The sequence below is a fragment of the Dyella sp. genome, from assembly GCF_035685805.1.
In the GTDB taxonomy this organism is placed as follows: Bacteria; Pseudomonadota; Gammaproteobacteria; order Xanthomonadales; family Rhodanobacteraceae; genus Dyella_A.
In genome coordinates, this window is record NZ_DASSAB010000062.1 from 1 (window position 1) to 12,574 (window position 12,574).

Below are 12,574 nucleotides of genomic sequence, written 5' to 3' on the forward strand. Positions count from 1 at the left end.
TCGAAGGCCGGCGGATCAGCTTCTGGCGGGCACTGGGCCGCTACCTGGCCAAGTTCCTCAGCACGATCATCCTCTTCATCGGCTTCATGATGGCCGGCTGGACGCGCCGCAAGCAGGCCCTGCACGACATGCTCTGCAGCACTCTGGTGCTCAACGGCCGCGCCAGCGAGTTCCAGCCGGATGCCACTGCGACCGGCAAGAGCAACTCCTTCAGCGCCTGATCGGCCTTGCTCCACGCACGGCGCCGCGGTTCGTCCGCGGCGCCGTTTTCATTGGCGCGCCGACGATTCCCGGGCGCTTGTTATCATCAACGGCTTGAACTTTTCATTCGACGACATCGCGCCGCCGCCAGGAACGCTCCACCCATGCCCAGCATCGAACAACGCATTGCCCACGACATCGCCGCGAAGACCGAACAGGTGCGCGCGGCGGTGGACCTGCTCGACGGCGGCGCCACCGTGCCGTTCATCGCGCGCTACCGCAAGGAAGCCACCGGCGGACTCGACGATACCCAACTGCGCCTGCTCGAGGAGCGCCTGCGCTACCTGCGCGAACTGGAGGACCGTCGTGCGGCCGTGCTGGCGAGCATCGAGGAGCAGGGCAAGCTCACCGATGCACTGAAAGGTGACCTTCTCGCCGCCGACACCAAGGCGCGGCTGGAAGATCTGTATCTGCCGTACAAGCCCAAGCGGCGGACCAAGGCGCAGATCGCCCGCGAGGCCGGGCTCGAGCCGCTGGCGCTGGCGCTGCGCGAAGACCCCACCCGCAACCCGGAGACCTTCGCGGCCGACTTCGTCGATGCGGACAAGGGCGTGGCCGACGCGCGCGCCGCACTCGACGGCGCACGCGCGATCCTGATGGAAGCAATCGCCGAGGATGCCGCGCTGGTGGGCGAGCTGCGCGACTGGCTGTGGGACAAGGGGCAGATCCGCGCCCGGGTGGTCGCCGGCAAGGAAAACGAAGGCGCCAAGTTCCGCGACTATTTCGACCACGTCGAACCGATCGGCAAGATTCCCTCGCACCGCCTGCTGGCGCTGATGCGCGCGCGCAACGAGGGCGTGATCGAGCTGGAGCTTATCCCCGCGCTGGATGCCGAACAGGGCCACGCCGAAGGCGAGGGTCGCGTCGCCGCGCACGCCGGCATCGTCGACCGCGGCCGCGCCGCCGATGCCTGGTTGCGCGAGACGGTGCGGCTGACCTGGCGGGTGAAGCTGCACCTGCATCTCACGCTCGACCTGTTCGGCCGCGTGCGCGAGGGCGCCGAGGACGAGGCCATCCGCGTGTTCGGCGACAACCTCAAGGACCTGATGCTGGCCGCACCGGCGGGCGCCAAGACGGTGATGGGCCTGGACCCGGGCATCCGCACCGGCGTGAAGGTGGCCGTGGTCGACGCGACCGGCAAGCTGCTCGGCACCGACACGATCTATCCGCACGAGCCGCGCCGGCAGTGGAACGAATCGCTCGCGGCGTTGGCGCGGCTGTGCCAGAAGCACGGCGTCGACCTGATCGCGATCGGCAACGGCACCGCCTCGCGCGAGACCGACAAGCTGGCCGGCGAGCTGATCAAGGGCCTGGCCAAGAGCCACCCGGAGCACAAGCTCTCCAAGGTGGTGGTGAGCGAAGCCGGCGCGTCGGTGTACTCGGCTTCCGAGACTGCCGCCAAGGAGTTTCCCGGCCTCGACGTCAGCCTGCGGGGCGCCGTCTCCATTGCACGCCGCCTGCAGGATCCGCTCGCCGAGCTGGTGAAGATCGAGCCCAAGGCGATCGGTGTGGGCCAGTACCAGCACGACGTCAACCAGGTGAAGCTGGCCCGCGCGCTGGACGCCCGCGTCGAGGATTGCGTGAACGCGGTCGGCGTGGACGTCAACACCGCCTCGGCCGCTCTGCTCTCACGCGTCGCCGGCCTCAGCCCCTCGGTGGCCGAGAACGTGGTCAAGCACCGCGACGCGAATGGGCCGTTCCCGAACCGCAAGGCGCTGCTGAAGGTGCCGCGGCTGGGCGACAAGGCGTTCGAGCAGTGCGCCGGATTCCTGCGCGTGCCCAGCGGCGACAACCCGCTGGACGCCAGTGCGGTGCACCCCGAGGCCTATCCGGTGGTCGAGCGAATCATCGCCCAGTGCGGCCGCGAGGTGCGCAACATCATCGGCGACAGCGGCTTCCTGCGGGGACTCAAGCCCGAGCAGTTCACCGACGAGACCTTCGGCGTACCGACCGTGCGCGACATCCTCAAGGAACTGGAAAAGCCCGGCCGCGATCCGCGCCCGGAGTTCGTGGCGCCCACCTTCGCGGAAGGTGTGGAGGACGTGAAGGATCTGCGGCCCGGCATGATTCTCGAGGGCCGCGTCACCAATGTGGCCGCGTTCGGGGCGTTCGTCGACATCGGCGTGCATCAGGACGGCCTGGTGCATGTCTCGGCGCTGTCGCACACCTTCGTGAAGGACCCGCGCGACGCAGTGAAGGCGGGCGACATCGTCAAGGTGAAGGTGATGGAGGTCGACCTGCCGCGTCAGCGTATCGGCCTGTCGATGCGCCTGGACGACGAGCCCGGCCAGAGCCGTGGCCGCCCCGCATCGGGCGGTGCCGAGCCAAGGCGTGACGGGCGCGGACCGCGCGCCGCAGGGGCCGCCCCCAAGGCTGCCGCAGCGCCCGCCAACAGTGCTTTCGCCGACGCGCTGCTGCGCGCCAAGCAGCGCTGACGCGCCCTTGGGGCAGCGCATGCTGCGCCGCGATGCATCGCAGCATGCGCTCCGGTATGGAGTGGATTACCGTAACGCGCAGATAACAAGGCCATTCCGGCCCAGGAGCTCCAACGACATGCCTCGTACCCGTGTTCTCGCCGGCGCCATTCTCGCCGGCCTGCTGGCCAGCTCGGCCGCCAGCGCCACCGATTTCAGCCAGGTCGTCGTGTTCGGCGACAGCCTGAGCGACGCCGGCAATATCTCGCTGGCGACCGCGCCACAGATCCAGCCGCCGCTTCGCTTCACCACCAATCCGGGCAAGACCGCCGCAGAACTGGTCGCCGATGGCCTGGGCCATCCGATCACCGCCTCGCTCGCTGGGGGCACCGACTTCGCCTTTGGTGGCGCCGGCCTGGTGAACAACGTCGCCGCCGTGCCGACCCTGCCGCAGCAGCTGGGCATCTACCTGGCGGCCACCGGCGGGCAGGCCGATCCGAACGCGCTTTATCAGGTCTGGGGCGGCGCGAACGACATCTTCTACCTGACCGGTACCTCGACCAATACCAGTGTGCTGGCCGCCGGTACCGCCAATGCGGCGATTACCGAGGTCGGCATGCTCGGCCAGCTCAAGGCTGCCGGGGCCAATTACGTGGTGGTCTACAACTTGCCGGACCTCGGCAAGACGCCTTCGGCGGGTGCCCAGGGTGCGGCGGCGTCCGCGGGCGCCACGCAGCTGGCGGTGCTGTACAACAGCACGCTGAGCAGCGGCCTGTCGCAGTTGAGCAGCCAGGGTCTCAACGTGATCCCGGTGAACACCTACGGCCTGATCAACGAGGTGATCGCCAACCCGGGTGCCTACGGCCTGAGCAACGTCACCGACGCCGCCTGCGGCCTGACCTCCAGCTCGGTGCAGTGTGGCCCGCAGGGCGCCGGCCTGCCCTACAGCTATGCCCCGGGCACCGATGCAAGCTACCTGTTCGCCGACGGCGTGCATCCGACCGCGGCGGCGCATCGCCTGCTCTCGCAGGTGGTGTTGTCAGAGCTTGCGGCCCCCGGCCAGATCTCGCTGCTCGGTGAGGCGCCGCTGGCTTCCAGCGCTGCGCAGTACCGGGCGATCCGCAACGAGATGCTGGCCGACAGCCACGGCAGCGACACGCGCATGTTCGCCGCCATCGATTACGCCCAGCAGCGTTTCGACGGCACCAGCAGCTCGCCGAAGACCAGCAGCGACAACGTCAACGTGACGGTCGGTGCCGATGTTCGCGCCAGCGACCACGTGTCGGTCGGCGTGTCGCTCGGCATCGGCCAGAGCAAGGCCGACTTCGCCGGCAACAGCGGCGGCTACAAGCTGCAGGACGTGTCTGGCCAGGCGTTTGCGCTCTACCACAACGGCGGCGGCTACCTCGCCGGCTTCGCCAGCTTCGGCCAGTCCAACTTCAAGGACATCGAGCGCCGCATCCAGATCGGACCGGCACTGCGCATCGAGAGCGGCAAAGCCGACGGCTCGCACCTGGGCGGCGGTCTGGAGGGTGGCTGGTGGTTCGACCTCGGTCAGGCGCTGAAGACCGGTCCGTTCGCACATGCCGAGTGGCAGAGCATCAAGGTCAACGGCTACAACGAGAACGGCAGCGACTCCACCGCCATGTACTTCGGCCGGCAGCAGCGCGATGCGCTGATCGGATCGCTGGGCTGGCGCCTGCAGGGGCAGTGGAAGGTGGGCGAGCTCGAGATGGCGCCGTTTGCCGAGCTGGCCTGGAACCACGACAGCAAGGCCGATCCGCGCGACGTGCGCGCCGGGCTGAACAGCATGGGCGGCAGCTTCGCGCTCAGCGGTTATGCACCGGACAAGACCTGGGGCAGCGCCGACATCGGCCTATCGGCGCAGGTCACCCCGAGCGTGACCACCTGGATCGCGGTGAACAGTCGCTTCAGCGACAGCACGCAGAAGAACAACAGCGTGAACCTTGGCTTCAAGGTCGCGTTCTGATTCCACTGCACTGAGCCCAAAGAAAAAGGCCGTCCGCAAGCGGACGGCCTTTTTTCATGCCGGATCGCCCGGCGAAGCGGTTTACTTGCCGCCCGCCAGCTTCAGGATCTCGACCGCCTGCTGCTTGAGGCTGCTGGCGTCGTCGGCCGACAACGTCTCGGTGTTGCCACCGCTCACGCGCTGCTCGAGCACCGGATTGCCGTCCACATCCCAGCTCACGCGAAGCGTTGCGGTCGGCTTGGCGTCCTTGCTGGCCTTCTTCTTCTGCACCGCCACCCACGGCTTGTTCGCCTTGTAGGCGTAGTCGGTGTCGGTGAAGCCCTTGTCGCCGTAGTCGACCTGCTCGCGGATGAACTGGATCTGCCCGTCCTTGCGGAACACCTGCCAGCCGCGCGAAGCATCCTTCTCCAGCTTGGTGCCGGACTTGATCTTCATGCCGCCGATCTGCGCACGCAGGCTCTCGAAATCGCTCAGGTCCTTCTCCGCCGGGGTCTGGCGGGCAACCAGCTGGATCGTGACCTGGTCGGTCGCGCCCTTGGTGAGCACCGGCGCCTGCAGCGGCATGTCAAAGGTGCGCTCGCCATCGACCAGGCTTGCCTTCACCACGTAGAGGTTGTTCGGATTGACGTCGGACGGGTTGAACTCCAGCTCGAACGACACCGGGAAATCGCCCACCGGGGAAATGGTCTTGGTCGCCAGCGGAGCCGAAGCCGCAGCACCATCGGCGGCAGACACGTCCACCAGGCTGACATCCAGCTTCGCCTGCGGCGACAACTGGACCGGCTCGCGCAGCGTGACCTTGCCGGTGACTTTGTTGCTCGTCTGCGGCGTCGTGGCGGCGGCCGCGCCGGAGGAGTCGCCCGGCTCCTGCGAGGACGGGGAGGAGCTGTTGCAGCCGGCCAGGGCCAGCGCAGTCACCGACACCAGCGACCAGATTACGTTGCGCATCGTGAAACCTCATCAAGCGATCTGAAACGGGCACGAATCCCGCCAGACGACGATGCGCCAGGCGAAGCTCCGCGGGGGAAGTCCTGAAGCTTAGCCGATAAAGCGCGAAGGGGAAAAGTCAAGCCGGCCAAGCGCATATTCGCCGTGCGTTGGCGGCGCGACATGGTAGAGGTGAACCAATCGCCGTCGCGCGGGTCGAAGCGGCTTGCTGGACTGTCACCGGGCCTGCACGCCCTTGTGGCGAGAGGCGACTTGGTTCAGCCTTAATGATCGACAACGACGCAGCGCCTCGACCTGCGTCCTTTTCATCTTCCATCAGGCAACACCATGACCGCACCCCAGCAAGGCTCGCGTCCACTCGCCACCGCCCACGATAGCGACATGGCCGCGGTGCCCCGTTCCGCCGCCGCCAGCGCAAGTTTTGCCGAACGTATCCGGTTGTTGATCCAGCGTGTGGGCAGCGCGACCGAGATCGCCCGCATGTGCGGGTTCTCCGAGGGCGTGGTGCGAAGCTGGCGCGACGGCAACAGCGACCCCTCGCGGGCGCGTTGTGTGACGCTGGCACGCACGCTGGGCATCTCGCTGGTGTGGCTGGTGGCAGGCGAGGGCACGATCCAGCCCGAGGCCGGGACCGGTTCGGCCGAAGAAGCGGTGATCAGTGAAACCAGCGGCTTCCCGCGCGATCGCGGTATCGGCACGGCGGTCACGTCGACGCACGACGCGTTGGTTCATGGCGCGCCGTCCGCGGATGCACCGCGACTGGCTGCCGCGCGCGAGTTGCTGCGCTCCAATCTGCAGCTGAGCGGAATCGCCGTGGGCGCGGCCGAGTATCAGCGCCTGCTCGACGCGCTGTACGACATCGTGGGGCCCGGCGGCACCCAGGTGGATGCGATGGCATTGCTCGCTTTCCACCGTCAGCTGGCCGAGCGCGCCGGCGACCGCACGCGTCTGGCGTGACCACGCCGATGGGGTGGCCGGTGCGACGGAACGTCCGCGCCCGGCCAACCCAGGCACGGCCGATCCCATCAGGCGCTAAAGCAGCGCGATGTCCGCCACCGCCCGGAACTGGGACTGCAGGCGGGCCAGCAGTGCCAGCCGATTGGCCCGGACAGCAGGGTCTTCGGCATTGACCAGCACGGCCTCGAAATACGCGTCCACGGATGGCTGCAGTTGCGCCAGGCGCTGCAGCACGCTGCCGTAGTCACGCTGCCGCCACGCCTCGACATTGTCCCGCTCCGCCGCAGCCAGCGCATCGGCCAGGGCGTGCTCAGCGGGCAGCGCAAAGCGCGCCGCGTCCACCTGCTCGCCAACCGCAACGGCGCCGTTCTCCTCTGCCTGCTTGCGCAACAGATTCGCCACGCGCTTGTTGGCAGCGGCCAGACTGGCAGCCTCCGGCCGACGTGAAAACTCGGCGACCGCACGCAGGCGACGGTCGAGGTCGGCGAGGCTGGAAGGCGACACCGCCAGCACCGCATCGAAAGAGAGGCCGTCAAACCCGCGCTCGGCGTAGTAGCCGCGCAGACGATCCATGACGAAGTCGTGCAGCTCGCGCTTGAGGGCCGCCCGCCGGGCGCCGGGATCGAGCGTCGTCGGGTCGTCCTTGCCCGGCTTGAGGCCCGCCTGCAGCGCCGCATCGGGTACGAGGTCGAGCGCCTCGGCGAAAGCGGCGTCCAGGTCGATTTCCAGGCCGGCCTCCACCAGCGTGCGCGCCAGCCCGAGCGCGGCACGCCGCAGGGCGAACGGGTCCTTGCTGCCGCTGGGTTTCAGACCCACGGCAAAGATGCCCGACAACGTGTCCAGCCGCTCGGCCACCGCAACCACCTGGCCCACCGCGTCGGCAGCGATCGAGTCGCCGGCAAAGCGCGGCTGGTAGAAACTGTCCAGCGCCGTCGCCACCGCGGCCGGCTCGCCCTGATGAGCGGCGTAGTAGCGACCCATCACGCCCTGCAGTTCAGGGAATTCGCCGACCATGCGCGTGAGCAGGTCGCACTTGGCCAAGCTGGCGGCACGCGTGGCCTCGGCAGCATCCACGCCCACGCGATTTGCGACGACGCGGGCCAGCTCGGCCACGCGCACGGTCTTGTCCCAGAGGCTGCCGAGCGACTGCTGATAGGTGACGTTCTTGAGCTGCTCCTGGTAGCCGGCCAGGGGCGTCTTGAGATCCTCGTCCCAGAAGAACTTGGCGTCCGCAAAACGGGGTCGGATCACGCGCTCGTAGCCCTTGCGGATCTCTGCCGGGTCCTTGCTCTCGATGTTCGCGATGCCGATGAAGTGCTCGGTGAGGCGACCCTCGGCGTCGAACACCGGCACGAATTTCTGGTTGGTCTCCATGGTGGTGACCAGTGCCTCCGGCGGCACCGCAAGGAACTCGCGCTCGAACGTGCAGGCGATGGCGGACGGCCATTCGGTGAGATTGGCGATTTCGTCCAGCAAGGCGTGGTCGAGCTGCGGAAACCCGCCGGTGGCGGCGGCAGCCCGGGCCACTTCGTCGCGCACGCGGTCGCGCCGCAGCGCAGGATCGGCGATGACCTTGGCTGCGCGCAGCGCATATTCCCAGCTGTCAGCGTCCACCACGTGGATCGGTTGCGGGTGCATGAAACGGTGCCCACGCGACTTCCGCCCGCTGTGCAGCCCCAACACGTCGCCGTCGACGATGGTGGAGCCGTGCAACATCACCAGCCAGTGCACGGGCCGCACGAAGCTGTAGTCGTGGTCTGCCCAGCGCATCGGCTTGGGAATCGGCAGCGCCTTCAACGCCTCGGCCACGAGCTCGGGCAGCAGCGTCGCCGTCGCCTGCCCGGGCCTGACGGAGCGATAGACGAACCAGGCGCCCTTGTCGGTCTCCAGTCGCTCCAGCTGCTCGACCGGCACACCGCACGACTGGGCGAAGCCGACCAGCGCCTTGGCCGGCTGGCCATCGGCGTCGAGACCGGCACTGACCGCAGGACCGCGGCGCTCGACGGTCTGCTCCGGCTGCGCCGCCGCCACGTCCGGAATATAGACGGCCAACCGGCGGGGCGTGGCGTAGGTGCGCGCGGCATCCAGGCCAGCGTCGATACCGCGCTTGGCCAGTCCGTCGCAAATGCCGCGGCTGAAAGCCGCCGCAAGTTCGTCCAGCGCCTTCGGCGGCAGTTCTTCAGTGCCCAGTTCGATCAACAGCGGCTTGGCGGCGCTCATGCGGCCTGCTCCTGCGTTTTCTTCAGACCCGGGAAGCCGAGCTTCTCGCGTTGGGCCACGTACGTCTCAGCCACGGCACGCGACAGCGTGCGCACACGCAGAATGTAGCGCTGACGCTCGGTGACGCTGATAGCCCGACGCGCATCGAGCAGGTTGAACGTGTGGCTGGCCTTCATCACCTGCTCGTAGGCCGGTAACGGCAGGTTGGCGGCTATGAGCTGATTCGCGGTGGCTTCGCACACGTCGAACCAGCGCAGCAGTTCGCTCACGTTGGCGTGCTCGAAGTTGTACGTGCTCTGCTCGACCTCGTTCTGGTGGAACACGTCGCCATAGGTGACCGTTCCGTGCGGGCCGGTGGTCCAGACCAGGTCGTAGACGTTGTCCACGTTCTGCAGGTACATCGCCAGTCGCTCCAGGCCATAGGTGATCTCGCCGGTCACCGGCCGGCACTCCAGTCCGCCAGCCTGCTGGAAGTAAGTGAACTGGGTCACCTCCATGCCGTTGAGCCACACCTCCCAGCCGAGCCCCCAGGCGCCGAGCGTGGGTGACTCCCAGTTGTCCTCGACAAAGCGAAGGTCGTGCACCAGCGGGTCGAGGCCTAGCTCCTTCAGCGAGCCGATGTACAGCTCGAGGATATTTTCCGGATTCGGCTTCATCACCACCTGGTACTGGTAGTAATGCTGCAGGCGGTTGGGGTTGTCGCCGTAGCGTCCGTCGGTCGGGCGCCGCGATGGTTGCACGTAGGCCGCCGACCATGGCTCCGGGCCCAGCGCACGAAGGAAGGTGGCTGGATGAAACGTGCCTGCGCCGACCTCCGTATCGAGCGGCTGCAGAAGCACGCAACCTTGCGCTGCCCAATAGCGGTTGAGTGTCTGGATGACGTCCTGAAAGGTGCGCGCGGACATGGCTTTCCGTGACCTGGGAATAAAGCGCGTTAGTATAGCCGGGACCGCATGGCAGCTCGCTTTCCGCGGTGCCAAACGCTTTGGAGAACCGCATCCCGATGGCCGCATCCGCGCAAGGTTCACCGCTGATCGGCCGCCGCGGCCGGCTGGAACTGGACGAAACGCTGGCGGCACTGGTGGTCGACGGTTACCTGTCCGCAGACGATGCCCGGCAGGTGCGCATGGGCGGGCGCGGTGGACGCAGCACCGTGGAACTGCACCCGCTGGTGCTGATAGCCAATGCCAAACTGGCCAATCTGCGCGATCCCGGGCGCCCGCTGGGGCTGGAAACGCTGACCGAGTGGGTGGCTGCCCAGGCGGGGCTGCCGTACATGAAGATCGACCCGATGCGCATCAATGTCGCCTCGGTGACCCAGACGGTGAGCCTGGCTTACGCGCAACGCCACCGGATCCTGCCGGTAGCCGCTTCGCCCAGCGAGATCACCTTTGCTACCTGCGAGCCCTTCGAAGCCGGCTGGGCGCGGGATCTGGCCCAGATGCTGCGTCGGGACGTGCGCCGGGTGGTGGCCAGCCCGCTGGACATCAATCGTTATCTGCAGGAGTTCTACGGCGTCCAGCGCTCGATCCAGCTGGCGCAGGATGCCAAGGGCAGCGGCTACGACACCTCGGCCATCCTCAATTTCGAGCAGCTGGTGGAGTTGGGCAAGACCGGCGAGGTAGGCGCCGACGACCGGCACGTCGTGCATATCGTGGACTGGCTGCTGCAATACGCGTTCGAGCAACGCGCCTCGGACATCCATCTCGAGCCACGTCGCGAGGCGGGCCACATGCGCTTTCGCATCGACGGCGTGATGCACAAGGTGTTCGAGCTGCCGCCCACCGTGATCACGGCAGTCACATCGCGCATCAAGATTCTTGCGCGCATGGACGTGTCGGAGAAGCGACGTCCGCAGGACGGCCGCATCAAGACACGCTCCAGTTCGGCGCGTGAGGTGGAACTACGCATCTCGACCATGCCCACTGCCTTCGGCGAAAAGGTGGTGATGCGCATCTTCGATCCGGACATCGTGTCGAAAAGTTTCGAGCAGCTGGGGTTTTCGCCGACCGAGGACGCGATCTGGCGCTCCATGGTGGAGCGGCCGCACGGCATTGTGCTGGTGACAGGGCCGACCGGATCGGGCAAGACCACCACCCTGTACTCGACGCTCAAGCATCTGGCGACACCGCAGCTCAACGTCTGCACGGTGGAAGATCCGATCGAGATGGTCAGCGGCGAGTTCAACCAGATGCAGGTACAGGCATCGATCGATCTGGACTTTGCAGCCGGCGTCCGCACCCTGCTGCGGCAGGATCCGGACATCATCATGATCGGCGAAGTACGCGACCTGGAAACGGCACAGATGGCGGTACAGGCCTCACTGACTGGCCACCTGGTGCTTTCCACGCTGCACACGAACGACGCGCCAAGCGCGATCACGCGATTGCTGGACCTGGGCGTGCCGCACTACCTGATCCAGTCGACCCTCACCGGCGTCGTGGCGCAGCGTCTGGTGCGCACGCTGTGCCCCCATTGCAAACAGCCAGATGCGCAGGATCCGGACGAGTGGCAGGCACTGACGCACGGTTGGGACATGCCGTTACCCCACACGGTCCACCGCCCCGTTGGCTGCCTGGAGTGTCGCAATACCGGGTTCATGGGGCGGACCGGGATCTACGAGATGCTGCAGCTCACCGGCCCGCTGCGCACGCTCATCTCGAGCCAGCTGGATCTAGCACGTCTGTCGGCGGCGGCACTCGCTGCAGGCATGCGACCGCTGCGCATCTCGGCGGCCGACCAGGTGGCACAAGGGCTCACCACGGTGAAGGAAGTGCTGACGGTGATTCCACCGATCGAGCGCGGCACGGTCGACCCTGCGCCCTGACGCAGAGCGGGGCTTAAACAGGCAGCGCCCCCAAGCATTCGCCGGATTAGTGACGCATCCTGCGCACGATCGCCTCGCGGGAAAACAACGCAAACAGCACCCCGAACAGAAAGCCGCCGATGTGCGTCCACCAGACCACCGCGCCGTAGCTGGGCCCGGCGTAGCTGAAGAGAAACTGCAGCAACACCCAGATGCCAATGAGCAGGAACGCCGGCACCCGCACGAACTCCAGGTACAAGCCGAGCGGTAGCACGAGGCCCAGTCGCGCCCTCGGGAACAGCGCAACGTAGGTGCCGAGCACCGCCGATACCGCGCCGCTGCAGCCAATGATCGGACGCAGCACGCCCGCCAGCGAGAGTGCGCCGATGAGATTGGAGGCGATGCCGCCCAGAACGAACAGCGCGAGAAACCGCAGCGATCCCATCGATCGTTCGGCAGGCAAGCCGAAAATGGCCAGGAACAGCAGGTTTCCCAGCAGGTGGGTCCACTCGACGTGGATGAACAGTGCCGTGAAGAGGCGCAGCAGCGCCGGATCGATCAACTGCGGAAGGATCGGCTGCTGCGTGTCGAACACATGCGCGGGGATCGTTCCCCACTCCAGCAGAAGCGAGATCCGGCGTGGCGGGGCGGTCAACGCGAGCCCGACGAAACACATCACGCAAAGCGAGACCAACAGCAACGTCGCCCATTGCAGCCGGGTCCGGCGCCTGTTTTCAACGTGGACGAACATGCCGATATCCGCAGTGATGAGGGCCAGAGTATTCCATGCGGCGCGATGGTCCCGCGCTTCGGATCCGGATCGGGTCCGCACTGGCCGCAAGGCAACAAAAAACCCCCTCTTTTGGAGGGGGTTTGATGTGTTGCATAAGGTCCCTGGCGGTGACCTACTCTTGCATGGCAAGCCACACTACCATCGGCGCAGCTGCGTTTCACTTCCGAGTTCGGGATGGGATCGGG

The 12,574-nt window shown here is 66.9% G+C and carries 9 protein-coding genes and 1 rRNA gene; 5 read left to right on the forward strand and 5 right to left on the reverse strand.

Annotated elements, in window-relative coordinates:
- The 3 genes from VFG40_RS17605 to VFG40_RS17615 form a co-directional block, all read left to right on the forward strand.
- Positions 1-221: RDD family protein (locus tag VFG40_RS17605; protein WP_324899977.1), on the forward strand; the 221-nt coding region annotated here is incomplete at its 5' end.
- 144 nt (positions 222-365) lie between these two features.
- Positions 366-2,696: a Tex family protein gene (locus VFG40_RS17610; protein ID WP_324899979.1), complete on the forward strand. Its 2,331-nt coding sequence runs from the start codon at positions 366-368 to the stop codon at positions 2,694-2,696.
- Positions 2,697-2,814: 118 nt separating this feature from the next.
- Positions 2,815-4,665 (forward strand): autotransporter domain-containing protein, encoded by a 1,851-nt coding sequence (locus tag VFG40_RS17615; protein ID WP_324899981.1) that lies wholly within the window; start codon positions 2,815-2,817, stop codon positions 4,663-4,665.
- Between the two features lie 81 nt (positions 4,666-4,746).
- Here VFG40_RS17615 and VFG40_RS17620 read toward each other — a convergent pair whose 3' ends face one another.
- Positions 4,747-5,613: a YbaY family lipoprotein gene (locus tag VFG40_RS17620; RefSeq protein ID WP_324899983.1), complete on the reverse strand. Its 867-nt coding sequence runs from the start codon at positions 5,611-5,613 to the stop codon at positions 4,747-4,749.
- A 327-nt stretch (positions 5,614-5,940) separates the two neighbouring features.
- On the opposite strand from VFG40_RS17620, the gene VFG40_RS17625 reads away from it, so the two are divergent.
- Complete coding sequence (locus VFG40_RS17625; protein ID WP_324899985.1) at positions 5,941-6,570, forward strand: helix-turn-helix domain-containing protein; 630 nt, start codon at positions 5,941-5,943, stop codon at positions 6,568-6,570.
- 75 nt (positions 6,571-6,645) lie between these two features.
- Here VFG40_RS17625 and glyS read toward each other — a convergent pair whose 3' ends face one another.
- Both glyS and glyQ read right to left on the reverse strand, forming a co-directional pair.
- Positions 6,646-8,790, reverse strand: coding sequence for a glycine--tRNA ligase subunit beta (glyS, locus tag VFG40_RS17630; RefSeq protein WP_324899987.1), 2,145 nt, complete (start codon positions 8,788-8,790; stop codon positions 6,646-6,648).
- Positions 8,787-9,695 carry a glycine--tRNA ligase subunit alpha gene (gene glyQ, locus VFG40_RS17635; protein ID WP_324899989.1) on the reverse strand — a complete coding sequence of 303 codons (909 nt, stop codon included), beginning with the start codon at positions 9,693-9,695 and terminating at the stop codon, positions 8,787-8,789. The genes glyS and glyQ overlap by 4 nt, the downstream gene beginning before the upstream one ends.
- A gap of 98 nt (positions 9,696-9,793) precedes the next feature.
- On the opposite strand from glyQ, the gene tfpB reads away from it, so the two are divergent.
- A complete protein-coding gene (gene tfpB / locus VFG40_RS17640) occupies positions 9,794-11,617 on the forward strand; it encodes a type IV pilus assembly ATPase TfpB (protein WP_324899991.1) in 1,824 nt (607 codons plus the stop codon).
- Between the two features lie 46 nt (positions 11,618-11,663).
- On the opposite strand, the gene VFG40_RS17645 is transcribed toward tfpB, so the two are convergent.
- Positions 11,664-12,347, reverse strand: coding sequence for a rhomboid family intramembrane serine protease (locus tag VFG40_RS17645; RefSeq protein ID WP_324899993.1), 684 nt, complete (start codon positions 12,345-12,347; stop codon positions 11,664-11,666).
- Positions 12,348-12,488: 141 nt separating this feature from the next.
- A 5S ribosomal RNA gene (gene rrf, locus VFG40_RS17650) occupies positions 12,489-12,574 on the reverse strand; the annotation flags it as partial.

Excerpts from the sequence above, each read along its gene's own strand:
- VFG40_RS17610 (WP_324899979.1), top strand. The coding sequence starts at position 366 with ATGCCCAGCATCGAACAACGCATTGCCCACGACATCGCCGCGAAGACC.
- VFG40_RS17615 (WP_324899981.1), top strand. The coding sequence starts at position 2,815 with ATGCCTCGTACCCGTGTTCTCGCCGGCGCCATTCTCGCCGGCCTGCTG.
- VFG40_RS17620 (WP_324899983.1), bottom strand. The coding sequence starts at position 5,613 with ATGCGCAACGTAATCTGGTCGCTGGTGTCGGTGACTGCGCTGGCCCTG.
- VFG40_RS17625 (WP_324899985.1), top strand. The coding sequence starts at position 5,941 with ATGACCGCACCCCAGCAAGGCTCGCGTCCACTCGCCACCGCCCACGAT.
- glyS (WP_324899987.1), bottom strand. The coding sequence starts at position 8,790 with ATGAGCGCCGCCAAGCCGCTGTTGATCGAACTGGGCACTGAAGAACTG.
- glyQ (WP_324899989.1), bottom strand. The coding sequence starts at position 9,695 with ATGTCCGCGCGCACCTTTCAGGACGTCATCCAGACACTCAACCGCTAT.
- tfpB (WP_324899991.1), top strand. The coding sequence starts at position 9,794 with ATGGCCGCATCCGCGCAAGGTTCACCGCTGATCGGCCGCCGCGGCCGG.
- VFG40_RS17645 (WP_324899993.1), bottom strand. The coding sequence starts at position 12,347 with ATGTTCGTCCACGTTGAAAACAGGCGCCGGACCCGGCTGCAATGGGCG.